The sequence below is a fragment of the Mycolicibacterium pulveris genome, from assembly GCF_010725725.1.
GTDB classification, from domain to species: domain Bacteria; phylum Actinomycetota; class Actinomycetes; order Mycobacteriales; family Mycobacteriaceae; genus Mycobacterium; species Mycobacterium pulveris.
Map to the genome: position 1 here is coordinate 2,749,278 of NZ_AP022599.1, position 24,173 is coordinate 2,773,450.

Consider the following 24,173-nt stretch of genomic DNA (forward strand, 5'->3'; position numbering starts at 1 on the left):
GAACCCGCCAATTCGTCGATCTCGGCGCAGGGTGTATGGGCCTAGACGCGGCGGGGGGCGGCCAGCCGCTCGCGGCGCAGCTGCTCCACCTCGCGAAGCTCCAACGGCGCCAGCTCGCCGACCACGCGTGACAGCAGGTGGTCGGCCAGCTGCGGGTTACGCGCCAGGCACGGCCCGTGCAGGTAGGTCGCGACGACGCTGCCCTGCACCGCACCGTCGAACCCGTCACCGGCCCGGTTGCCCGCGCCGCTGATCACCCGCGCGAGTGGCTGCGCAGACGCGCCCAAAACCGTTCCACCGCGGTGGTTCTCGAACCCGGTGAGCTGCTCGGACAGCTCAGGCAGCAGCGGTTGCGACACCACCTCGCCGATCGTCCTGATCTCCTGCGGCGACGTCGTCACATCCAGCAGCCCGACACCCTCGACCCGCTCACCCGACGACGTCTCATACCAGTGGCCCAGCACCTGGATCGCCGCGCAGATCGCCAGCACCGGTGCTCCCCGCGAAACCGCCTGCTGCAGGCCGGGATAGCGCAACAGGTGCCGGGTGGCCAGTCGCTGGGCGTAGTCCTCGGCTCCGCCGAGCGTGTACAGATCCAGTTCGGCGGGTACCGGATCCGCCAGGGTGATTTCGACGATTTCGGCGGCGAAACCCCGCAGCCGCAACCGCTCCCGGAGCACCACCGCATTGCCGCCGTCCCCGTAGGTGCCCATCACGTCGGGCAGCACCAGCCCGATCCGCACCGTCGACTCAGCCATGTTCTCCCCGGTCGTCCCCTGTCCTACGGACGTGGGCCCAACGCTCCTGCCCCCTGGGGCCACGACGCTCCAGCTCCCGGTTCAACTGCAGAAACGCGGTGTAGTTCGCGATCACCTCGACGTGCCCGGGCGGACACGATGCGATCGCCGCGACGGTGTCATGCACCAACGTGTGCTCTACGCGCGCGTATCCGAGCCGCACCGCCAGATCGGTGCCCCGTTCCCCGGCCGCCACCACCTGGGTGTCCTCGAAGTGCTCGAAGCGCACATCCCACAGCCACGACAGGTCTTCGCCGTCGGGCACCTGACCGTTGACCGAAATCACCACGCCCGCACCGTGTTTGTCGACCATCGACAGCGCTTCCTGCCATCCGGCGGGGTTCTTGGCCAGCAGCACCCGCACGGTGTGCGCACCCAGGCGCACGGTGCGGTACCGTCCCGCGACCTCGTCGACGGCCGACACCGCCTTCACCGTCGCGGTGGCGTCGGCGCCCATCGTCACCGCCGCGGCCACCGCCTGCGTCGCGTTACCGCGGTTGACCGACCCGGGCAGCGCCAGCGTCATCGGCAGCGTAATGCCGTCTGGGCCATAGATGTTCGTATCGTCGAACCACCAGTGCGGGGTGGGTCGCTTGAAATCGGTGCCGCTGGAATACCAGTGGGCACCGTCGCGCACGATCATCTCACCCGAGCGCGGGCAGCTCACCGAGTCGTTGGCCCAGCCGCCGCCCGCGGCCACCCACACCACGTGCGGGCTGTCGTAGGCCGCCGACGTCATCAGCACGTCGTCGCAGTTGGCCACCACGACCGCCGACGGATGCCGCGCCAAGCCCGCCCGCAGCGTGCGTTCGATGTGGTTGATCTCCCCGACCCGATCCAGTTGGTCGCGCGACAGGTTCAGCAGGACGATGACATCGGGGTCGCCGGCTTCCACCGCGTCCAAGACATGCGGCACGTGCATCTCGTCGACTTCCAGCGCGGCCAGCGGTGCCTCGCGGGCGGCGGCCAACGCGGCGACCAAACCGGCGTCCATGTTCGCGCCGGTGTCGTTGGTGGCGACGTCGCCGAGTGTGCGCAACGCCGCGGCGATCATCCGGGTGGTGGTGGACTTGCCGTTCGTTCCGGTGACCACCACGGTGCGACGGCCTCGGCCGAGCTGGCGCAGCAGCGACTTGTCCAGCGCCAGCGCGACGAGGCCACCGATCATCGCGCCGGCACCGCGCCCGGTGACCCGCGACGCCCATCGCGCCGCGGCGCCGGTCGCCAGCGCGACCCGCCCTCGAATCGTGACCATTCCCGGCAGTCTATGAGGGCTCGAAAAGGGTCCCGACACGCTGCACACCGATATCGCGAGGTCCCTGGATTGTCGGACTACCGTGCCATCCTCGAATTGTGAGCCACTTATGGGGCCGCCCGGCACACGAAGCCGGTGCCGGCTGGGCTGTCGTCGACGTGGAGACCACGGGTTTCCGCCCCGGCCAGGCTCGCATCGTCAGCATCGCCGCGCTCGCCCTCGGCGACGACGGCAACGTCGAGCAGAGCCTCTACAGCCTGCTCAACCCCGGCGTCGATCCCGGCCCCACCCATGTGCATGGGCTGACCACCGAAATGCTGGACGGCCAGCCGTGTTTCGGCGACATCGTCGGCGCGCTGATCGAACTGCTCGACGGGCGCACCCTGGTTGCCCACAACGTCGGTTTCGACTACTCGTTTCTGGCCGCCGAGGCCGAGCTGGTGAGCGAGGAGCTGCCGATTGACACCGTGATGTGCACCGTGGAGTTGGCCCGCCGCCTGGATCTGGGCACCGAGAACCTGCGGCTGGAGACCCTGGCCGCGCACTGGGGCGTCACCCAGATGAAGCCGCACGACGCGCTGGACGACGCGCTGGTGCTGGCCCAGATCCTCAAGCCGGTGCTGCTGCGCGCACGGGAACGCAAGGTGTGGCTGCCCGTGCATCCGGTGACGCGGCGCCGCTGGCCCAACGGCCTGGTCACCCACGACGAACTGCGCCCGCTGAAGATGCTGGCCGCGCGGCTGCCGTGCCCGTACCTCAACCCCGGCCGGTACGTGCGCGGCAGGCCGCTGGTGCAAGGCATGCGCGTCGCGGTGTCGGCCGAGGTGCAGCGCACCCACGAGGAGCTCATCGAGCGGATCCTGCACGCCGGGCTGGCCTACACCGACACCGTCGACCTCGAGACTTCGCTGATGATCTGCAACGAGCCCGAACCCGAACAGGGCAAGGGCTACCAGGCCAAACAGCTCGGGGTGCCGCTGGTCACCGACGCCGACTTCCTGAGCCACCTCGACGCCGTCGTTGCCGGCACCGGCATCGAGGAGTTCACCGACACCCGGGCCGCCGGGGAGCAGTTCGCGCTGTTCTAGCCGAGGCCCCAGGTCAGCGCGCGGCCCGGTTGACCGCCGACACCACCGCGCGCAGCGACGCCGTGGTGATCGAGGTCGCGATCCCCACGCCCCACACCGTGGTGTCGCCGATCGACGCCTCGACGTAGGCGGCGGCCTTGGCCTCTTCGCCGGAGGACATGGCGTGTTCGGAGTAGTCCAGCACGTTGACGTGGATGCCGATCGTGGCCAGCGCGTCGACGAACGCCGCGAGCGGACCGTTGCCCGTGCCGACGATCTCGTGCTCGACGCCGTCGACCGTGACGACCGCCTCGACGGTGTCGGTGCCGCCGTCGACCTCGGCGGCCGTCACCTTCTGCCGGATCCGTTCCAGCGGCCGCGTCGGCGCCAGGTACTCCTCGAAGAAGACGTCCCACATCTCCTTCGGCGACACCTCGCCGCCCTCGCCGTCGGTGATCTTCTGGATCGCCTGGGAGAACTCCACCTGCAGCCGCCGCGGCAGCGCCAGGCCGTGGTCGGCTTTCATGATGTAGGCCACCCCGCCCTTGCCGGACTGCGAGTTCACCCGGATGACGGCCTCGTAGGTGCGCCCGACGTCGCGCGGATCGATCGGCAGGTAGGGGACCTGCCACAGCAGGTCATCCACATCGGCGTCCTGCTCGTCGGCGGTCACCTTCATCGCGTCCAGGCCCTTGTTGATGGCGTCCTGATGGCTTCCGGAGAACGCGGTGTAGACCAGGTCGCCGCCGTAGGGGTGACGTTCGTGTACCGGCAGCTGGTTGCAGTACTCGACGGTGCGGCGGATCTCGTCGATGTTCGAGAAGTCGATCTGCGGGTCGACGCCACGGGAGAACAGGTTCATGCCCAGCGTCACCAGGCAGACGTTGCCGGTGCGCTCACCGTTCCCGAACAGGCAGCCCTCGATCCGGTCGGCGCCCGCCTGGTAGCCCAATTCCGCTGCGGCGACGGCGGTTCCGCGGTCGTTGTGCGGATGCAGCGACAACACGATGCTGTCACGCCGCTTCAGGTTGCGGCTCATCCACTCGATCGAGTCGGCATAGACGTTCGGGGTGGCCATCTCGACCGTGGCGGGCAGGTTGACGATCAGCGGCCAGTCCGGGGTGGGCTCCAGCACGTCGCCGACCGCGTCGCAGACCTCCTTGGCGTACACCAGCTCGGTGCCGGTGTAGGACTCCGGGGAGTACTCGTAGCGCCACAGCGTGCCGGGATACTTCTTGGCCTCCTCGACGCACTTGCGCGCCCCGTCGACGGCGATGGCCTTGACGGCCTCGCGGTCGGCCTTGAACACCACCCGGCGCTGCAGGATCGACGTCGAGTTGTAGAAGTGCACGATCACCCGCGGGGCGCCCTCGCAGGCCTCGAACGTGCGCTCGATCAGCTCCGGGCGGCATTGCGTCAACACCTGGATGGTGACGTCGTCGGGGATCGCGCCCTGCTCGATGATCTCGCGCACGAAGTCGAAGTCGGTCTGGCTGGCCGAGGGGAAACCGACCTCGATCTCCTTGTAGCCCATCCGCACCAGCAGGTCGAACATGCGCCGCTTGCGGGCCGGGCTCATCGGGTCGATCAGCGCCTGGTTGCCGTCGCGCAGATCCACCGCGCACCACAACGGCGCCGTGTCGATGACCCGGTCGGGCCAGCTGCGGTCGGGCAGCGTGATCTTCTCGACCTCGTCGGCGAAGCTGCGGTAGCGATGAACGGGCATCGACGAGCCGCGCTGGGTGTTCCACGGCGGCTGGCCGGGATTGGGCGGGCCGGCGGGTTTGGTGATGGCGCGTGCCGACGTGAAGGCGTCAGGTGAATCGAAAGAAGTTTTCGAGAAAGTAGTCACGATGAGGTGCTCCGGGATTGAGGGGAAAATCGACAATCGACCGGCGCAGCGCGAACACCCGCGACGGGAAGCCGGTCTGGATCAGACCCCGTCGCGGCTGCCGAGGAGGAGCACCCGCTGCACCGGGCCACTCTATCAAGCCGGCGGGCGCTGAGAAACCCCTGGTGCTGCCACCGGCCGACGGCGATCGTTAGAGTTCAGGCGGTGAGGCTTGATCGACGGTGGTGGATCGCCATCGGGGTGGTGGTGGCGGTGATCGTCGCGTTGGTCTACAGCATGTTCAACCGTCCGCCGGCCGAGTGCGACGCGGTGCGAGAGTTGTTGCAGTTCAACCAATCTCAGGCCGCCCTCATCGAGTCGAAGTCCAGCGAGGGCGAGGGTCTGCCGACCCTGGCCGAAGAGACGGCGTACCGGGCGTGGGCCGACGGGCTGGCCGAACGCGCCCAGAAGGTCAGCCGAAGCGCACCCGATCTGGAGTGGACCAGCTCACAGTTGGCCAACCTCGCCGACGAATTCGTCCGCAAGATGTCCAAGGTGCGTGCCGAAGCCGAATCCCGGGCGCCGGGCGCGCCCGCCCCGCCGACGTACTACGAGATGACCGCGATCAACGCGCAGATCAGCCAGAAACTCGCCCACCTATCCGAGGCGTGCGCCGGCTGACGCCGCCCATAAGGTGACCGGTGTGTGCACTCGAGTGGTTTATCTCGGTACCGGCGAACGGATCGTCACCGGCCGGTCGATGGATTGGAAGTTCGAGATCGGGACCAATCTGTGGGCGCTGCCCCGCGGGGTGACGCGCACCGGGCAGGCCGGGCCCGATTCGGCGACGTGGACGGCCAAGTACGGCAGCGTGGTCGCGAGCGGATACGACATCTGCACCACCGACGGCGTCAACGAGGCCGGCCTGGCCGCCAACCTGCTGTGGCTGGCCGAGTCCGAGTACCCGTCCAACACCGGGGACCGGCCGGCCGTCGCGCTGTCGTTGTGGGCGCAGTACGTGCTGGACAACTTCGCCACCGTCGCCGAGGCCGTCGCCGCGCTGACCGCCACGCCGCTGCGGGTGGTGACGGCCGAGGTGCCCGGTCAGCACCGGTTGGCCACCCTGCACCTGGCCATGTCCGACGCCACCGGAGACAGCGCGATCGTCGAGTACATCGACGGCGAGCAGGTCATCCACCACGGCCGCCAGTACCAGGTGATGACGAACTCGCCCATCTTCGCCAAACAGCTCGCGATCACCGAGTACTGGCAGCAGATCGGCGGAACCGTGATGCTGCCCGGCACCAACCGCGCCGCCGACCGGTTCGTGCGGGCGTCGTTCTACATCGACGCGGTGCCCAAGACGGCCGACCCGCTCGAGGCGGTCGCGGTGGTGATGAGCGTGGTGCGCAACGTCTCCGTGCCGTACGGCATCACCACCGCCGACGAGCCCAACATCTCCTCGACCCGGTGGCGCACGGCCGTCGACCACCAGGCGCTGCGCTACTTCTTCGAGTCGGCGCTCTCGCCCAACACGTTCTGGGTCGAGCTGGCCAATCTCGACTTCTCCGAGGGCGCCCCGGCGCAACGGCTGAACCTCGGCGACGGCGAGAAGACCGTGTACGCCGGGGACGCCAGCGCGAAATTCGAGCCGGCCGAGCCGTTCGCGTTTCTGTCGGTGGCGTAGGCACCGGTATCCGGGCTAGGGTCGGCGCCGCTACCGGCGGGAAAATCCGGTTTCGATCAACCGATATCCTGGGTGAGATTCTCCCCCCGAACTTCGAAAGGTTTGCTCAGTGGCGCTCGTCGTGCAGAAATACGGCGGATCCTCGCTGTCGGACGCCGAGCGGATCCGTCGCGTCGCCGAGCGCATCGTGGAGACCAAGAAGGCCGGCAACGACGTCGTCGTGGTGTGCTCGGCCATGGGCGACACCACTGACGACCTGCTGGATCTGGCCATGCAGGTGTGTCCGGCGCCGCCGGCCCGCGAGATGGACATGCTGTTGACCGCCGGGGAGCGGATCTCCAACGCGCTGGTCGCGATGGCCATCGACTCGCTGGGCGCGCAGGCCCGCTCGTTCACCGGGTCGCAGGCCGGGGTGATCACCACCAGCGTGCACGGCAAAGCCAAGATCATCGACGTCACACCCGGCCGGCTGCGCTCCGCGCTGGACGAGGGGCAGATCGTGCTGGTCGCCGGGTTCCAGGGCGTCAGCCAGGACAGCAAGGACGTCACCACGCTGGGCCGCGGCGGCTCGGACACCACCGCCGTCGCGCTGGCCGCCGCGCTCGACGCCGACGTCTGCGAGATCTACAGCGACGTTGACGGCATCTTCACCGCCGATCCGCGCATCGTGCCCAACGCGCGCCACCTCGACCAGGTCAGCTTCGAGGAGATGCTCGAGATGGCCGCGTGCGGGGCCAAGGTGCTGATGCTGCGCTGCGTGGAATACGCCCGCCGCTACAACGTTCCCATCCACGTCCGATCGTCGTACTCGGACAAACCCGGCACGCTGGTGACCGGATCGATAGAGGACATTCCCATGGAAGACGCCATCCTGACCGGAGTCGCCCACGACCGCAGCGAGGCCAAGGTCACCGTGGTCGGCATCCCCGACGTGCCCGGTTACGCCGCCAAGGTGTTCCGCGCCGTCGCCGACGCCGACATCAACATCGACATGGTGCTGCAGAACATCTCCAAGGTCGAGGACGGCAAAACCGACATCACGTTCACCTGCCCGCGCGATTACGGCCCGCTCGCGGTGGAGACGCTGGCCGCGCTGCAGAAGGAGATCGGTTTCACCAAGGTGCTCTATGACGACCACATCGGCAAGGTGTCGCTGGTCGGGGCGGGGATGAAGAGCCATCCCGGGGTCACCGCGAAGTTCTGCGAGACGCTGGCCAAGGTCGGGGTCAACATCGACCTGATCTCCACCTCCGAGATCCGCATCTCGGTGCTGATCAAGGACACCGAGCTGGACAAGGCGGTGTCGGCGCTGCACGAGGCGTTCGGCCTGGGCGGCGACGAGCAGGCCATGGTCTACGCGGGAACGGGGCGGTAACCATGGTGTCGATCGGTGTGGTCGGCGCGACGGGCCAGGTCGGCCAGGTCATGCGCACCCTGCTCGAGCAGCGTGAATTCCCCGCGACCAGCGTGCGGTTCTTCGCCTCGGCGCGCTCACAGGGCAAGAAGCTGCCGTTCCGCGGCCAGGAGATCGAGGTCGAGGACGCCGCGACGGCGGATCCGTCCGGCCTGGACATCGCGCTGTTCTCCGCGGGCGCGACGATGTCGCGGGTGCAGGCGCCGCGGTTCGCGCAGGCGGGCGCGGTGGTCATCGACAACTCCTCGGCCTGGCGCAAGGATCCCGACGTGCCGCTGGTGGTCAGCGAGGTCAACTTCGACCGTGACGTGCGGGGCGTGAAGCTGGCGAAGAACATCATCGCCAACCCGAACTGCACCACGATGGCCGCGATGCCGGTGCTCAAGCCGTTGCACGACGAAGCCGGGCTGGTGCGGATGATCGCCTCGACCTACCAGGCGGTCTCGGGAAGCGGACTGGCCGGTGTCGACGAGCTCTATTCTCAGGCGCAGGCGGTCGTCTCCGGCAGCCGCGACCTGGTGCACGACGGCGGCGCGGTGGACTTCCCGGCGCCGGACACGTACGTCGCGCCGATCGCCTTCAACGTGGTGCCGTTGGCGGGTTCCTATGTCGACGACGGCTCCGGGGAGACCGACGAGGACCAGAAGCTGCGCAACGAGAGCCGCAAGATCCTCGGCATTCCCGACCTCGCGGTGAGCGGCACCTGTGTGCGGGTGCCGGTGTACACCGGGCACTCGTTGTCGATCAACGCCGAGTTCACCCGGCCGCTCTCGGTCGAGCGCGCCTCGGAGCTGCTGTCCGGCGCGCCGGGGGTCAAGCTGGTCGACGTGCCGACGCCGTTGGCCGCTGCCGGTGTCGACGACACGTTGGTCGGGCGCATCCGCCAGGACCCGGGCGTGCCCGACGGTCGAGGGCTGGCGCTGTTCGTGTCGGGCGACAACCTGCGAAAAGGCGCGGCGCTCAACACGATCCAGATCGCCGAACTGGTGGCCGCCGAGCTGTAATTCGCCCAGGCAATCCGCCCAAAGGGACATTCGGGCGGAAAAGTGCGAGTAGTTTTCGCCATTTCGTCGATCTCGGCGCTCGCTCACGGCGGGCTGTGGCCCGGCCACCTGTCGAGTTCGTGACTCGGGGCCAATCTCCTGCCGGACGTGGTTACGCTGTCGATCGGAATGGAGATGGGCGTGCGCCGCCGAGTCGGCTCGGCACTATTCGCTTTGGTTGGCTTGGTGGCCGCATCGTCATGCGCGGTTTCGCACGCACAGCCCGCGCCCATTCCCGGCCCGGTGCTGCCACCGCTGACTCCCGGCCAGGTGATCCGCATCGGACCGACCGCCGGAACAGGCACGCCGACAAGGGATTACGGCATCGGCGCCACCGACCTGTGCGAGTTCATGGAGTTTCCCAGCGGCATCCTGCAGGTGTGTGGGGACAGCTTCGCGGGCCAAGGCGTCGGCTACGGCGGCTGGTACTCGCCGATCGCGTTGCACGTTGACACCGAGTCCATCAACGACGGCCGCGGCGTGCAGTACGTCGGTGTCACCGGCATCGACAAGCCGCTGCTGGCGGATCCGACGCCGCCGGGCGCATCCCAATTGCCGGCCGGCGTCGTGCAGATCAACCGCGAGAACTACATGATGGTCACCACGGTCCGCGACCTGGATCCGCAAAGCTCGCGGCTGGTAAAAGCCGAACCAGGACAAGGCAACTGGCAGACGGTACCGGGATCGGAGCGACCGGCCGAGTATCAGCAGTGGCGGCAGTCGCAGATCAGCGGCTACTACGACCCGATCCCCAAGCCGGACTCACCGAGCGGCTTCGTCTACATCGTGGCCAACAACTTCGACCGCACCTCGCCGGTCGTGCTGTACCGGGTGCCCCCGCAGAGCTTCACCGACCGCGACGGCTGGCAGGGATGGTCATCGACACTGGGCTGGGGACATCCGCCGACACCGCTGTGGCCCGACCACATCGGTGAGATGAGCATCCGCATGATCGACGGCAAGACGGTGCTGTCGTACTTCAACGCCGCCACCGGCAACATGGAGGTGCGCGTCGCCAACGACCCGACGCAATTGGGCACCGCACCGGTCACGACGGTGGTGGTCGCCACCGACTGGCCGACGCCGGTGGAACACCTCGGCCCGCCCGAGAACAACCGGCTGGCCCAGCCGTACGGCGGCTACATCTCTCCGGGCTCCACGCTCGATGAGCTCAGGGTGTTCGTCAGCCAGTGGAACACCGGGCCGCGCGGGGGCACGCCGTACCGGGTGATCCAGTTCGCGGTCAACCCGTTCAAGCCGTGATCGTGCACACGTAATTAACGCTCGCTAAGGAGGACAGGCTAACCTCACATCAAAAGTCTCACCAGCGAGGATGCCAAGCATGAAACCCGGCTTCCGGTCACTCACCCGCGAGCGTCGATGCGGGCCGGCGACGTTGGCGGTCATCGGGTTCGCGCCGTGGCGGTAGCAGCACCCTTCACGCGCGGCATCGCCTCTCGACTCGCCGACATACCGGTCCGCAGTGTCGGGACCATCGGGCGTGGGGTGCTGCTGGCCGGCGCGATCCTGAAGTTCTCGATCAAAGACACCGTCAGGCTTCGGTTGCCGGTCGCCGAACTGCTCGTCCAGGCCTGGGTCCTGCTTCGGGTGACGGCCACGCCGGCACTGTTGATGGCGATCCCGATCGGGGCGCTGGTGTCGGTGCAGGTCGGCGGGCTGGTCAATCAGCTCGGCGCGACGTCGATGGTCGGCGCGGCCAGCGGGTTCGGCGTAATCCGGCAGGGCGCACCGATGGCGGCCGGGTTCCTGATGGGCGGGGTGGCCGCCGCAGCCATTGCCTCGGACCTGGGGGCCCGGCAGATCCGCGAGGAACTCGACGCGCTGCGGGCCATGGGTGTGGATCCGGTGCGCCGCCTGGTCGTGCCGCGGTTCCTGGCGTTGGTGCTGATCTCGCCGCTGCTCTGCTTCGTGATCATCGCCTCCGCGGTGTCGGCGTCCTATCTGATCGCCGTCGGCGTGAACGGCGTCACCGTGGGCAGCTTCTGGATGTCGTTCGGCTCGTTCGCCCGGGTGATCGATGTCTGGTTCGCGTTGGGCAAGACGCTGGTGTTCAGCGCCATCGTCGGGATCGTGTCGGCGCTGCGCGGCATCGAGGCCAGGCGTGGACCGCGCGGCGTCGCCGACGCGGTGAGCTCCGCGGTGGTGCTCAACGTGGTGTGCATCGTCATCGCCAACGTCACGATCACCCAGCTGACGTCGATGTTCTTCCCCGCGGAGGTCTCGTAGTGGCCTCCGCGGTCGTGCTCCCGGCGCGGGACGGCACACACGGGGCGCTACGCAACGCCGGCCGATGGGTGGTGTTCATCGCGCAGACGCTGTGGTATCTGCCGCTGACGGTGCTGCGGTACCGCCGTCAGACGTGGCAGGCCATGAACGGATTGGCGTGGGGGCGCGGCTCGATCATCGTCGACGGCGGCGTGCTGAGCGTGCTGCTCATCATGGGCGCGGCGATGGGCGCCTCGGTCGCGATCGAGGCGTTCTCCATCCTGAACCTGATGGGTTTCGGCGCGCTGTCGGGCATCGTCGGCGGCGTCGCCAACGTCCGTGAGATGGCGCCGCTGGTAACGGGTATCGCGTTCGCGATCCAGGCGGGTTGCCGCATGACGGCCGAGATCGGGTCCATGCGGATCTCCGAGGAGATCGACATCACCGAGGCGATGGGGCTGCGGCCCATCCCGTTCGTGGTGGGCACGCGGCTGGTCGGCGGGATGCTGTGCGTGATACCCGGCTACTTCGTCGTGCTGATCACCAGCTTCTACGTCGCCAACACCGTCGTCGAGGTGTTCCGCGACCAACCCGGCGGGACCTACAACCACTACTTCGTCCAATTTCTCTCACCCGTTGACATCGGCTACTCGGCGACCAAGGCCGTCATCTTTTGCGTGCTGGTGACGCTGATCCATTGCTATTACGGCTATTTCGCCTCCGGTGGCCCGGTAGGGGTGGGCGAGGCGTCGGGCCGCGCGGTGCGGGCCAGCCTGGTGACGATCGTGGTGGTGAACTTCACGCTGACGGTCTCGATGTGGGGCCTACAACCAGAATTCGTGTTCCGGGGGTAACGGGGAATGCTCTTTCGGACCACCGCCGAACAGGAAGCGCGCCTCCTGGCGCGCATCGGGCTTGCGCTCGTGGCCGCCGTCGCGATGGTGGCCGCACTGATCGTTCTCAACCCGTTCAGCCGTGCCGAACCGCGCACCTCGATCACCGTCGACACGCCCTACGTCGGTCAGGGCGTGGCGCGCGGAGCCCCGGTGATCATGCACGGCATCCGGGTGGGCGAGGTGGCCTCGGTCAGCAGCCGACCACAGGGCGGCGTCCGTCTGCACCTCGCGCTTGCGCCGGGCCCGACCGAGGGGCTCACCGACACGCTGGCCATCGACTTTCGGCCGTCGAACTACTTCGGCGTCACCGGCGTGAACCTGATTCGTGGAGCGGCCGGCGGGAATTTACTGCGTGACGGCGCCCAACTCGACCTGGTCCCTCGGGGCAACTACACCATGCAGTCGTTGATCTCTCGGGTCGGTGAGCTCACCAACGGTGTCGTGACACCGGAGCTGGTCTCGGTCATCGACCGGGCCACCCGCTACGTCGACGGCCTCAACCCGTTGATGGAAACGATGCTGCTGGTCGCCAACGCGGTCACCAAGGTCCAGACCGTGAGCGCCGGGCGGCTGGTCCGCAATACCGCCGGAATAGCCGTCGCTGCACCGTCTTTCGTCGACGGTGCCGCCGATCTGGCGCAGCGGCTCAACGACAACGGCTTGGTCGGCGACGAGGAGTTCTTCCAGGACCGCTTCCTGGCGACCGTGCAGCTTGCCTCGACCGGATTGTTCGGCGCGGTCGGGCAGCTGCTGTCGTCGCACGTCGATGACCTTCTTCCGGCGACGCAGGTGGTGCGTACCCTTGCCACCCCAGTACCCGGAATCGCTCGCGCACGGAACATCTCGGGAACCCTGGTCGAACTGCGGCGCCGGTTCGAGCTCATGTATCAGGGTTCGCCGGAGCAGCGTGCGCTGCAGGTGCACATCACTCTCGACACCCTGCCCGGCGTGGCCGCGCCGCTGGATGCGATGGGGGCCCCTCGATGAGGGACCGGCCCCGGATCATCACGCCGACGGGTGCGGTGTGGCGCCTGGTGTTGAGTGCGGTCGTCGCGATCACGTTGGGGGTCGTGGTCATCAACGTGCTGCGTCAACCGGTCGACGGCCAAACACGGTCGTATTCCGCGGAGTTCACCGACGCCTCCGGCCTGCACACAGACGCCGACGTCCGGGTGCGTGGCGTACGGGTCGGCAAGGTCGAGTCGGTCGAGCTGACCCGCCGGGCCGGCCAGAGCGTCGCCAAGGTCGGTTTCACCATGGAGGACCGGTTCGCCGTCGTGCCCGCGTCCCGATTGGCCATCAAGTTCCAGGCGCTGACCGGTCTGCGCTACCTCGAGGTCATCGACCCGCTCGAAGGCGCTACTGGTGAAGCGGCCCGACTCGTCACCGTCATACCCACCACGATGACGCGGCCATCGCTGGACATCACGACCCTGTTCAACGGGTTGCAGCCGGTGCTCGCGACGCTGAGCCCCGAGCAGATCAACACGTTCACCGACAACGTCGCGACATTCCTGTCCGGTGACGGCGACGGGGTGGGCCCGATGCTGGACAGCATCCGTCAGCTCACCGGATTCGTCTCCGATCGGCAATCGGTGATCTCGACGCTGATGCACAACCTCAGCGCCCTCTCGGAGGCCGTCGGCGGCCAGTCCAGCGAGATGATCCAGCTGCTGGAGTGGGCGAACCGCCCCATCGACGCGGCCATGAGCGTGCTCGACGAGTTCCGCAAATCCGACCTGTACGGGCCCCAGTTCACCCAGGCGGTCGTACGGCTGCTCAAAAGCCTGGGCTTGGAGTACGGCGCCGACATCAGCGACGGTCTCGACAGGGCGCTGACCAACTTCAACGACGCCATCGACAGCTTCAAGATGGTCCCGGTGGTGTGGGAGAACATCGGTCCGCCCTCGGCGAACGGGGCCGACATCGTGCCGTGTTCGCGGGGGCGCGCCCAGCTACCGGAGACCATGGACGTCCTGATCAACGGACAGCGGGTGGTGCTGTGCAACCCATGAAACCCCTACGGGCGCTCGGTCATCCGAACGTGCTGGGTATCGCCGCGTTGATCATGGCCGGTGTTGTCGTGCTGACCGCGGGCATCCTCTACGTCAGCCCGCCCGGGCAACAGACCGTGGTTTTCTACACCGACGACTCCGCGGCCATCCGTCCTGGTGACGCGGTGCGGATCGCGGGGGTCAACGTCGGCAAGATCAAGGACCTGTCGATCGAGCCGCAACAGGTCAGGGTCCGCGCCACGGTCGCCAAAGACGTGTTCGTCGGCGATCAGTCCCAGATCGAGGTGCGCATGCGCACCGTGGTCGGCGGCTACTACACCGCGATCGTGTCACTGGGTGATGAACCGTTGGGCGACAACGCTATCCCCCTCGACCGCGTCACGATGCCCTACAACCTGGTCCGCACGGTCACCGAAGCCACCAGGATCACCGACGAGGTGGACGCGAAGCCGATCCGGGAATCGCTGGCCAACCTGCAGCGTGGCCTGACCGGCAACAACGTCGAAACCCTTTCGGCCATCATGGATGCCGGAGACAGCTTGACCGCGGCCATCGACCAGCAGCGCGGCCAGATCTCGGCGATCCTCAACCTGTCCGACGAGTACATCCAGTCCCTGGCCGGCTACACCGGTCAGCTCAAGGCGATGTTGTCGAAGGTCTCGATCATCGAGCAGACCCTGGTGCTGTACTCGCAGGGGTTCGGGCAGGCGTTGGCGGGGATGGGCGACATCCTCGACTCCCTCAACCCGGTCGGCCGGTTCTACGCCGACCACCGCGACAAGTTCATCGAGAAGGTCCGCAACTGGCAGCAGATCGTCCAGACCTGGGCCGACCGCAGCGGTTTGGTGGTGCGCGGGCTGCGTCGGGTGCGGGACAAGCTCGAACGTGTCCTCGACGCGCAGAACGCCCGGCCGCAGCTGCTGGCCACCGACCTGTGCATCCCGGTTCCGGGGAGTGCGTGCTGATGCGCACTTGCACACGCAGACTGGCAGCCCTGGTTGTCGCGATCGTCACCGTCGCCGCGGCGGTGGCCGGATGCGGTGCGGGCGAACACGCCGCCGAGCGCACCTACTGCGCGCTCATGGCCGACGGCATCGGCCTGTACGCCGGTAACGCGGTGACCCAGATGGGTTTTCGGATCGGCACCGTCACCTCGGTCGAGCCGGGGTTGCACGACGTCCGGGTCGGCTTCATCCTGAGCTCCCCGCGCCAGATCCCCGCCGACGTCAAGGCGGTCATCCGGTCGATGTCGATCCTGGCCGACCGATCCCTGGAACTGGTCGGCAATTACACCCACGGCCCCGAACTGGCGAACGACAGCTGTATCCCGCTGGAGCGCACCGCAACCCCCAAGACCCTTTCGGAGATCGTCGGTTCGATCGCCACCTTCACCGACACGTTGAGCCCCGAGGACTCGACCGATGTGGCCGGCACCATCGCCGGTCTCGACCGGGCCTTCGCCGGTCAAGGTGCCCGCACCCGCGAGTTCCTCACCCGCCTTTCGAACGTGCTGGAGACCCCCGACCAGGCCATCAGCGACATCGGCTCCATCCTGACGAACATGGCTCATCTGACCGGCGAATTGAGCGCGGTGCGGGGCACCCTCAAACAGGTGATGCTCGACGCCGAAGCGACCACACCGGATCTGGTGGTGGCCACCGACGGGGTCAGACGCATGACCCGAACACTGCCGCTGTTGGTCACGGCGGTCGCCGATCTCGAACGCGAACTCGGCGAGCAGACCCAGCTGGTGCTGGACACGGTATCGGTGCCGCTGCGCAAGGCCAGCCCACACGCGAGGGCGTTGTCCGACCTGCTCAACCCGGTCCCGGGCTGGATCATGACGGCCTCGGACCGGTTCAACGAGCAAGGCCTGCAACTCAAGTGGCGTCCCCCGATGTTCAGGATCCGCACTCAGGACGGGCTTCTGCTGTGCGGCATCATGAACTCGCGGGTGCCCGGCAGCTGCGCCGACGTCGCCGGCACCCCGTACGCCGTCGATGTGGCCCTGCTGCAGTACGCGATCACGGAGGCGAGCCGATGACCCGGCGGCTCACCCGCGTGCTCGGCGCCCTCGCAAGTCTGGTGCTGGTCTCCTCCTGTTCGGCGTTGACCGTCGATTCGCTGCCGCAACCCGGCGGGGACCGCGACGGCTATGACGTGCGGCTCGAGTTCGCCAACGTGCTCAACCTGCCAGACCGGGCACGGGTGGTGATGGACGGCGTCACCGTCGGCGTGGTCACCGATGTCGAAGTCGTCGGCGATCGGGTCGATGTCATGTCGCGCATCGACTCCGGGGTCGTCATCCCGTCGGACATCCGCGGAATCCTGCAACAGCCCACCGTGCTCGGCGACATCTACGTGGCGCTGCAACGCAGTCCGGACACTGCGAACTCCGCACCGCCGTTGCGGCCCGGCGACACTGTCCCGCTGGCCCACACCACCTCGCCGCCGCAGATCGAAGACACCATCGCGACCCTCGCCAACTTCGTCGCCAGCGGCTCGATCCAGCGCGCCCAGGACGCCATGATCGGCTTGAACCGCGTCGCCCAGACCAGCGACATCGAACTCGGCGCGGTGATGACCCAGGTGAGCACCAACCTCTCCGAACTGGCCGACAACCTGGAGTCGGTCGCCCTCACGCTCGACGGATTGACCGACACCGCAACGGTGTTGAGCAGCAGGCGGGCGGCCATCGGGCACTGGTTCTCCCCGGCCGGCATGCTCGGCTTCGACCGTGCCACCCAGGTGACTTCGCGGCTGGGTGTGATGATCCCGTCGATCGGCAGCGTCTACAGCGGCGGGTTCTGGCTGGTGCCGATGCTCACCACGTTGGGCGACGCATGGGGCTCCGTGCAGGCGACGAAATGGGCCGTGGAGGATGAGCTACCGCGGTGGAGAAGCCTGTTCACCGACTACTTCCTGCCCCAGGACAAGTATCCGGCGATCAACATCACCTCGATCGTCGGACCCGACGGCCGCGAGCTGTCCGGCGACGTCGCCGATGTGCTACGCATCCTGGGAGCCGCGCCGTGACCGCACGAACCATGCGTAACCTGCTCTCGCTCACCGCGTCGGTGATCATCGTCGTGTTCGCGATCGGCCACATCGCCGGGCTGGGGGTGCGGCTCGGCCCGCCGGAGCATCGGACCAATCTGTCGATGGCCGTGGCGAACATCAACGGTCTGGTCGTCGGATCCAACGTGCTGTTGCGGGGCGTCCCGGTGGGCAAGGTGACCGGTATCGAGGCGTCCGTCGACCAGGCCACCATCGACTTCTACATCGATGGCGCCCACCAGATTCCGGCCGACAGCATGGTGCGGCTGGACAACCTGTCCGCGCTCGGGGAGGCCTACATCGGGTTCTTCCCGCTCAGCTCCGACGGTCCGATGCTCGTCGAGGGCCAACGCATCGCCGCCGAGGCCGTCACGACTCCGCCGACGATCTCCGACCTCGCGGTCAGCGTGGGACGGATCCTGCAACAGGCCGAACCGGATCAGCTGAAGCGGATTGTCGCAGAAGCCGACGTCGCTCTGGCCGACCCGGATGTGGTGCTGCCCAACCTGAGCCGCGCCGGAACGCTGCTGCGCAACGAGGCGAAGAGCATGAACGGCCACGGCCAGGAACTGTTGACCAACGTGCAGACCCTGCTGCGCAACGCCGGCTTCGTCGGCCCCACGCTCGCGCGTCTGGCGCCCCAGCTGCGGCTCCTCGGCCCCAACATGCACGGCATCTTCGCCGGCGCCATGGACCTCGTGCTCGCCGGATCGCCGGAAGCCATCGAGCGGCTGCACGCCTACCTGACGCGGATCCAGAAGTTCCTCGACACCCGGGCCCCCGACATCAAGGTGCTGGCCGAGACGCTGTTACCCAACATCCGCTCGATCGGGTCGGCGTTGACCAACTTCGACACCGGCCGGTTACTGGACAACATGCTGCGCGGCGTCCCCGAAGACGGTGCGATCGATCTGCGCGTCACAATGCTTCCACCACAACAGCCGTGAGCACTCAGCAGGAAGGGCATGCACATGGTCGACGAGAACACTGACGAGACCGACGACACCGCGGCGACGGATTCCCCGACGCCGCAAGGCGAGCCGGTGGGCGGGCGCCAGATATCGATCTCGCTGCGCACTTTGGCGCTGAGCGTCGTGGTGCTGGCGTTGGCGGTCGGCGTTGCCGTGCTGGGATGGTTATATCTCAACGCTCGAAGCGAACTCGACGCGCAGGCCCGTCAGGCCGCGGACAACCAGCGCGCGCAGGAGATCGCGCTGAACTACGCCGTCGAGGCGGCTCAGATGGATTTCCGCGACCTGACCGCGTGGAAGGCACGCTTGGTGGCCGGCACTTCCCCGGAGCTGAACAAGCGCCTCAGCGAGGCAGCCGACTCGATGGAGCAGATCCTGACCCCGCTGCAGTGGGAGTCGACGGCCAAACCGTTGGCCGCGATCGTGCGCTCCACCGCCGGTGGCGCGTACGTCGTCGACGCGTTCGTCAGCGTGCTGACCAAGACGACCCAGGCGCCGGAGGGGCTGCAGTCGACCGCGACCTACAGCGTCACGATCGACAGCAACCAGGACTGGTTGATCACCGATGTCGGTGGAATCGACGCCGTGCTCGGTTCGCGATAGTGAATTTGGTGATGGGCAAGGTGTTTCGGGGTGTCGCCGCGGTGACGGCGAGCCTGTTGATGAGCGCCGTGCTGGCGGTGGCCGGGACGGTGGCGGTCGCGGTCGCCGATCCGCCACCGGATCCGGTTGGCCACGAGCCTCCGCCGCCACGGTTGCCCATGGTGGTGCCGACGGCCTCGGACTGGGAACCCAAGTTCCCGCCCCCGTATGACCAGTCGCGCCGCCATGTCACCGACGCCGACATCGCCGCCCAGCGCGAGATGTGTCAGTGGTTCACCGAACAGTACGGCGAGTTGCTGCAACAGATCGACCGCTTCAACATCAAGCTGATCAGCCGCCACGGCAACTGGGCCGCCGACGACGTGATGGCCCACGCCGATGCCGTCACCGCCAACATCGACCAGTCGGTGGCCTTCCTCACACCCCGCGCACAAGCGCTGACCCAGACCCGAACGTTCGCCGGTGACAACTACTTTCCGCTGTATCAGGGCGAAAGCTTCTACCTGATGTGGCAACACCTGTCCAATGTCAGCGCAGGAATCCGCGGGCGCCAACCGGCGTGGTTCACCGGACCCTCGGTGCAGCGCTTCAAGTACTGGGGCAGCAGGATCAACCGCTCACAAGTCTGTCGCTGAGCCGATCCCGCGAAAGCGCGCGCCTCTCCCGGCCCAACGGGACATTTGGGTGGGAAAGTGCGAGCAGTTTTCGCCATGTCGTCGATCTGGGCGTGCATGGCGGGCAGCCCTGCCTGCTCACGCGACGCTGACGTGCCCGGCGGATTCGCCGATCGTGGCCCCGCGCTCGCCGATGATGGTGCGCATCAACGCCTTCTGCTCGCGGTCACCGCGGTCGGTGGCGCGTACTCGGCCGCCGGGCGACACCGCCGCGGCCGCGCTGCGGGCCAGGTTCACCGGTAGACGCAGCAGCGGATACCACGGCGGCACGTAACGGGGCAGACCCAGCGCCTTCATGGTGCGGGGGCCGAGGAACCCGCTGGCGACCGAAAGGTGTTGCGCGCGGGCGATGCGGCGCCGCACGCTCGGCAGCGTGTCGAAATGCCAGCCCAACGGGTCATCGACCATCGGCATCGCCAACTGCTTGGACGACTCGTCGGGTTCGGCGAGAGCCCCCAGCGTGTGGTAAAGCACCCGGATGCTGTCGCGGAAGTCTCGGGGCAGCCACTCGTCTTCGACCCCCATCAGCCACCCGACATAGCGCGTCAGGTGTGCTATCGCCTCGTAGTCCTTGGGCCGCAACAGGATTCCCATCCCGGCGACACCGACGGCGGGGGCGACCAGCGCGCCGACCAGCGTCGCGGCCATGTCGGTCTGGTTCACCGGAACACCCCACTCGTCAGCACGCCAGTCCGGCATCGCGCCCACGTGTCGGCGCACCAGCGAGTGGATGAACCGAACGCGAAGCGTGGCCTGATATCCCGAACCGAACACCTCGAGGCCGCCCTCGGCGATGACGTCCATCGCCCACTGCATGGTCTCGGCGAAGCGCTTGTTGGACCCTTTCTCCAGCGCACCGGTGCGCAGCAGCGTCTTGTTGAAGCCGGAGAACTGGTAGCCGCCCAGCAGCGACACGTCACGGGCGATGTACATGCCGTCGGCGCCCCCGCGGCGCAGCGCCCGCTGCCCGCGCTGCAGGGTTGCGCGGTCCACCCACGCGGGCACCGTCTCGACCTGTTCGAAGAACTCCCGCAACGGCGCAGGTGCCTCGGGCACGGAGTCGATGCCTTGGGCCAGCGCCCGGTCGAAAAGCGGCCGGGTCTCCTTCAAGCCCGCATCCGACATCCACGCGACGAGGTGGTCCATCGACGCGTCGCCGACGGTCAGTCGCTCACCGAGCCTGCACCACTGCTCGGGCGTCGGTGCGCCGATGGCCAGCGCAGTCGCCATCAGCCGGATGGCCGCGGGCACCGGGCGCGGTCGCTGCGGATGACGCGCGGGGATGGGCCTGTTCATCGCGTTGGTATCCCTTCGACCACATTTTGACAACGCCTATAGTCAAAAGCTATGCGGCGCCCGCACCGGTTGTCAAAAGGCACCTTTCACAGCTGATTCATAGCCATCTCATGTGTGGCACAGAGCCGACAGGGAGATGATCGACGCCATGAGCGAACCAACATCCGAACCGACCACCACGCCCGTCGCACCGCCGTCCCTGACGCCCGAGCCGGCGCGGCGCTCCCGGGTCACGTCGGCGGCCGCCTGGGTCGGCATCGTCGCCGGCGTCGTCTTCATCGTCGCGGTGATCTTCTTCACCGGTTTCTTCCTCGGCGCACACTCCGGCAGGCACCACGACGGCCACCGCAGCCACCACGGCGACCGCGACTTCGGGATGTTTCATCGCGGCCCGCCGCCGATGTTCCCGATGGGACCGCGCGGTGAGTTCGGGCGCCCGCCGATGGGCCCGGGCGGCCCCATGGCGCCGCAATCCCCTGAGCAATCCCCGGCGTCGCCCGCGCCGACGACGCCACCTGCGCGCCCCTGACGTCACGTCGGGCCCGCGTTCCGCTCGAGTGGGCGAAACGCGGGTCCGACCCAGGTCAGGTTTGAAGTCGGGACGAAATGGGCAGGGGCTCTAGGAGGCGGCTCAGCCCCGATGCCGTCGACCCGAGGAGATCACCACCGATGACCGAGAACTACACGACGAACGACGCAGGCAACCCGGCCCCCAGCCTTGAGCATTCACTCACGGTCGGCCCGGACGGCCCGATTCTGCTGCAGGACCACTACCTGATCGAGCAGATGGCCAACTTCAACCGGGAGCGAATTCCCGAACGCCAACCGCACGCCAAAGGTGGCGGCGCGTTCGGTCAGTTCGAGGTGACGCAGGACGTCAGCAAGTTCACCAAGGCCGCGATGTTCCAGCCCGGCGCCAAGACCGAGATGATCGCGAGGTTCTCCACCGTCGCCGGCGAGCGCGGCAGCCCCGACACGTGGCGGGACCCACGGGGTTTCGCGCTGAAGTTCTACACGCCGGAGGGGGTTCTCGACCTCGTCTGCAACAACACCCCGGTGTTCTTCATGCGTGACCCGATGAAGTTTCAGAACTTCATCCGCAGTCAGAAGCGGATGCAGGCCACCAACCTGCGCGACCACCACATGCAGTGGGATTTCTGGACGCTGTCACCGGAATCTGCCCACCAGGTCACCTGGTTGATGGGCGACCGCGGCATCCCGAAGACCTGGCGGCACATGAACGGCTACTCCAGCCACACCTACAGCTGGCTCAACGCCGCCGACGAGTTGTTCTGGGTCAAGTACCACTTCAAGACCGACCAGGGCATCGAGTTCCTCACCCAGGAGGAAGGCGACCGGCTGGCCGGCGAGGACGGCGACTACCACCAGCGCGACCTGTACACGTCCATTCAGGACGGCAACTTCCCCAGCTGGACGCTGCACGTGCAGATCATGCCGTTCGAGGAGGCCAAGACCTACCGGTTCAACCCGTTCGATCTGACCAAGGTGTGGCCGCACGGTGACTACCCGCTGCACGAGGTCGGCAAGATGACGCTGAACCGCAACGTCATCGACTACCACACCGAGATGGAGCAGTTGGCGTTCGAGCCGAACAACATCGTGCCCGGCACCGGCCTCAGCCCCGACAAGATGCTGCTGGCGCGGGGGTTCTCCTACGCCGACGCCCACCGCGCCCGGCTCGGCGTCAACTACAAGCAGATACCGGTCAACGAACCCAAGAACGACGTGCGGGCGTATTCGAAGGACGGCGCGATGCGCATCCGCAACGTCACCGACCCGGTGTACGCGCCGAACTCGATGGGCGGTCCCGAGGTCGACCCGAAGCGCGCCGCCGAGGTGCACTGGGCGTCCGACGGCGAAATGGTGCGCACGGCTTACACCTTGCGCCCCGATGACGACGACTGGGGTCAGGCCGGGACGCTGGTGCGCGAGGTACTCGACGACCAAGCTCGGGAACGCTTGGCCCACAACATCATCGGGCACGTGTCGCAGGATGTGCGCGAGCCGGTGCTGTCGCGGGTGTTCGAGTACTTTACGAACGTCGATGCCGATCTTGGGAAGCGGGTCGAAGAGGGCGTGCGGGCCAAGCTGAACGGCGGCGGCTAGAACGAGGGTGGTCTTGCCGTATGAACGTGGGCTGGCATGATCAGACCCATGAGCATCGAAGTCGTTTTCACCCAGGAATCAACCGCAACCGGTGGCGGGCGCGAAGGCCACGTGAAGTCATCGACCGGCAAGATCGACCTGAACACCAACCACCCGAAGGAAATGGGCGGCAGCGGTGAGGGCACCAATCCCGAGGAGTTGTTCTCGGCCGGTTACGCCGCCTGCTTCCTCGGTGCGCTGCGGTTGGTGGCCAAGAACAACGACATCAAGGTCGACGATGCCAGCGCGATCACCGCACAGGTCGGGTTCGGCAAGGATCCCGACGGCGGCTTCGCGATCAACGCCCATCTGATCGGCTACCTGCCCGGAATGGACCAGGCCGCCGCCGACGATCTGATGAAGAAGGCGCATGAGGTGTGCCCCTACTCGAAGGCCACCCGCAACAACATCGACGTCAAGCTGTCGGCCAAGGTCTGATGCTGTCCCGGCGGACGCGCAGCGGCCGGGGAACGACGGTGGCCGCCGCGGTCGGCATCGGCCTCGTGGGGCTGTCGTTGGCGGCGCCGGTCGGCGCGCGTCCGTCCGACCCCGGCGTGGTCAACTATGCGGTGCTGCCCAAGGGCTCGGTCGGCAACATCGTCGGCACGACGATGCGGTTCGAATGGACCTACTCCGATCCGTTCCAGTCCTTCTACGTCGACAACCCCGCCTGCAACAACTGGGCCGACATCGGGCTGCCCGACGTCTACGCCGACCCCGACCTGGCGTCGTTCAACGGGGCGGTGACCCAGACGGCGCCGGACGACCAGAGCCACTTCGTCAAGCAGGCGGTCGGGGTGTACGCCACGAACGACGCCGCCGAGCGTGCCTTCCGCCGGGTCGTCGACCGCACCGTCGGCTGCAACGGGCAGACCACCGCGATGCACCTCGACAACCTCACCACGCAGGTGTGGACCTTCACCGGCGGGCCGGCCACCGCCACCGAGGCGGACTGGGTCAAGCAGGAGGCCGGCACCGACCGGCGCTGCTTCAACACCACGCGCAAGCGGGAAAATGTTTTGCTGCAAGCGAAAGTGTGCCAGTCCGGCAACGCCGGCCCCGCCGTGAACGTGCTGGCCGGAGCGATGCAGAACACGCTCGGCCAATAATCCCGGTGCTCGCCTAACCGACCGTTCACAAAAATGGGCTCGGGTTTTGTCGGAGGGCTCACCCAA

General features: G+C 67.4%; 24 protein-coding genes. 20 read left to right on the plus strand and 4 right to left on the minus strand.

All coding sequences use genetic code 11. From position 1 onward, the window contains the following. Nucleotides 1-41: 41 nt before the first annotated feature. Both G6N28_RS13275 and G6N28_RS13280 read right to left on the minus strand, forming a co-directional pair. A complete protein-coding gene (locus G6N28_RS13275; RefSeq protein WP_163900935.1) occupies nt 42-758 on the minus strand; it encodes a type 1 glutamine amidotransferase in 717 nt (238 codons plus the stop codon). Beyond that, on the minus strand, nt 751-2,052 hold the full coding sequence (locus tag G6N28_RS13280) for a Mur ligase family protein (protein ID WP_163900938.1): 1,302 nt from the start codon (nt 2,050-2,052) through the stop codon (nt 751-753). The genes G6N28_RS13275 and G6N28_RS13280 overlap by 8 nt, the downstream gene beginning before the upstream one ends. A 95-nt stretch (nt 2,053-2,147) precedes the next feature. On the opposite strand from G6N28_RS13280, the gene G6N28_RS13285 reads away from it, so the two are divergent. Next, nucleotides 2,148-3,140, plus strand: coding sequence for a DEDDh family exonuclease (locus tag G6N28_RS13285; protein ID WP_163906213.1), 993 nt, complete (start codon nt 2,148-2,150; stop codon nt 3,138-3,140). Between the two features lie 13 nt (nt 3,141-3,153). On the opposite strand, the gene leuA is transcribed toward G6N28_RS13285, so the two are convergent. Then, on the minus strand, nt 3,154-4,971 hold the full coding sequence (gene leuA, locus G6N28_RS13290) for a 2-isopropylmalate synthase (RefSeq protein ID WP_163900940.1): 1,818 nt from the start codon (nt 4,969-4,971) through the stop codon (nt 3,154-3,156). Between the two features lie 204 nt (nt 4,972-5,175). On the opposite strand from leuA, the gene G6N28_RS13295 reads away from it, so the two are divergent. From G6N28_RS13295 to G6N28_RS13365, 15 genes are all read left to right on the plus strand, one after another. Next, nucleotides 5,176-5,631 (plus strand): hypothetical protein, encoded by a 456-nt coding sequence (locus tag G6N28_RS13295; protein ID WP_170307896.1) that lies wholly within the window; start codon nt 5,176-5,178, stop codon nt 5,629-5,631. Nucleotides 5,632-5,653: 22 nt separating this feature from the next. Next, nucleotides 5,654-6,637, plus strand: coding sequence for a bile salt hydrolase (locus tag G6N28_RS13300; RefSeq protein ID WP_163900942.1), 984 nt, complete (start codon nt 5,654-5,656; stop codon nt 6,635-6,637). 109 nt (nt 6,638-6,746) lie between these two features. Beyond that, nucleotides 6,747-8,012 (plus strand): aspartate kinase, encoded by a 1,266-nt coding sequence (locus G6N28_RS13305; protein WP_163900944.1) that lies wholly within the window; start codon nt 6,747-6,749, stop codon nt 8,010-8,012. Nucleotides 8,013-8,014: 2 nt separating this feature from the next. Further along, nucleotides 8,015-9,055, plus strand: a complete 1,041-nt coding sequence (locus tag G6N28_RS13310) for an aspartate-semialdehyde dehydrogenase (protein ID WP_163900946.1) — start codon at nt 8,015-8,017, stop codon at nt 9,053-9,055. 174 nt (nt 9,056-9,229) lie between these two features. After that, complete coding sequence (locus tag G6N28_RS13315) at nt 9,230-10,357, plus strand: DUF4185 domain-containing protein (RefSeq protein WP_163906217.1); 1,128 nt, start codon at nt 9,230-9,232, stop codon at nt 10,355-10,357. 117 nt (nt 10,358-10,474) lie between these two features. Next, nucleotides 10,475-11,341 (plus strand): ABC transporter permease, encoded by an 867-nt coding sequence (locus G6N28_RS13320; RefSeq protein WP_163900948.1) that lies wholly within the window; start codon nt 10,475-10,477, stop codon nt 11,339-11,341. Continuing rightward, the gene (locus tag G6N28_RS13325) at nt 11,341-12,174 is read left to right on the plus strand and encodes an ABC transporter permease (protein WP_235674562.1); all 834 of its coding nucleotides are present in this window, start codon (nt 11,341-11,343) and stop codon (nt 12,172-12,174) included. The genes G6N28_RS13320 and G6N28_RS13325 overlap by 1 nt, the downstream gene beginning before the upstream one ends. 6 nt (nt 12,175-12,180) lie before the next feature. Further along, on the plus strand, nt 12,181-13,203 hold the full coding sequence (locus G6N28_RS13330; RefSeq protein ID WP_163900950.1) for an MlaD family protein: 1,023 nt from the start codon (nt 12,181-12,183) through the stop codon (nt 13,201-13,203). Between the two features lie 14 nt (nt 13,204-13,217). Beyond that, complete coding sequence (locus G6N28_RS13335; RefSeq protein WP_163906221.1) at nt 13,218-14,231, plus strand: MlaD family protein; 1,014 nt, start codon at nt 13,218-13,220, stop codon at nt 14,229-14,231. Next, nucleotides 14,228-15,196, plus strand: a complete 969-nt coding sequence (locus G6N28_RS13340) for an MlaD family protein (RefSeq protein ID WP_163900952.1) — start codon at nt 14,228-14,230, stop codon at nt 15,194-15,196. Before G6N28_RS13335 ends, G6N28_RS13340 begins: the two co-directional genes overlap by 4 nt. Continuing rightward, the gene (locus G6N28_RS13345) at nt 15,196-16,275 is read left to right on the plus strand and encodes an MlaD family protein (RefSeq protein ID WP_163900954.1); all 1,080 of its coding nucleotides are present in this window, start codon (nt 15,196-15,198) and stop codon (nt 16,273-16,275) included. The genes G6N28_RS13340 and G6N28_RS13345 overlap by 1 nt, the downstream gene beginning before the upstream one ends. Next, a complete protein-coding gene (locus G6N28_RS13350; RefSeq protein ID WP_179962072.1) occupies nt 16,272-17,267 on the plus strand; it encodes an MlaD family protein in 996 nt (331 codons plus the stop codon). Before G6N28_RS13345 ends, G6N28_RS13350 begins: the two co-directional genes overlap by 4 nt. 11 nt (nt 17,268-17,278) lie before the next feature. Next, nucleotides 17,279-18,235, plus strand: coding sequence for an MlaD family protein (locus G6N28_RS13355; RefSeq protein WP_163906225.1), 957 nt, complete (start codon nt 17,279-17,281; stop codon nt 18,233-18,235). Between the two features lie 24 nt (nt 18,236-18,259). Then, a complete protein-coding gene (locus G6N28_RS13360; RefSeq protein WP_163900956.1) occupies nt 18,260-18,862 on the plus strand; it encodes a hypothetical protein in 603 nt (200 codons plus the stop codon). 11 nt (nt 18,863-18,873) lie between these two features. Then, nucleotides 18,874-19,497, plus strand: coding sequence for a hypothetical protein (locus G6N28_RS13365; protein WP_179962073.1), 624 nt, complete (start codon nt 18,874-18,876; stop codon nt 19,495-19,497). A gap of 117 nt (nt 19,498-19,614) precedes the next feature. Here the strand turns inward: G6N28_RS13365 and G6N28_RS13370 are convergent, their stop codons facing one another. Further along, nucleotides 19,615-20,832: an oxygenase MpaB family protein gene (locus G6N28_RS13370; protein WP_163900958.1), complete on the minus strand. Its 1,218-nt coding sequence runs from the start codon at nt 20,830-20,832 to the stop codon at nt 19,615-19,617. Between the two features lie 148 nt (nt 20,833-20,980). Here G6N28_RS13370 and G6N28_RS13375 point away from each other — a divergent pair, with 148 nt between their 5' ends. The 4 genes from G6N28_RS13375 (at nt 20,981) to G6N28_RS13390 (ending at nt 24,107) form a co-directional block, all read left to right on the plus strand. Further along, entirely contained in the window at nt 20,981-21,361 is a 381-nt protein-coding gene (locus G6N28_RS13375; protein WP_163900960.1) for a hypothetical protein, read from the plus strand. 140 nt (nt 21,362-21,501) lie between these two features. After that, entirely contained in the window at nt 21,502-22,959 is a 1,458-nt protein-coding gene (locus G6N28_RS13380) for a catalase (RefSeq protein WP_163900962.1), read from the plus strand. Nucleotides 22,960-23,007: 48 nt separating this feature from the next. Then, on the plus strand, nt 23,008-23,436 hold the full coding sequence (locus G6N28_RS13385) for an organic hydroperoxide resistance protein (RefSeq protein WP_179962074.1): 429 nt from the start codon (nt 23,008-23,010) through the stop codon (nt 23,434-23,436). After that, on the plus strand, nt 23,436-24,107 hold the full coding sequence (locus G6N28_RS13390) for a sensor domain-containing protein (RefSeq protein WP_128110009.1): 672 nt from the start codon (nt 23,436-23,438) through the stop codon (nt 24,105-24,107). The genes G6N28_RS13385 and G6N28_RS13390 overlap by 1 nt, the downstream gene beginning before the upstream one ends. Nucleotides 24,108-24,173 lie beyond the last annotated feature (66 nt).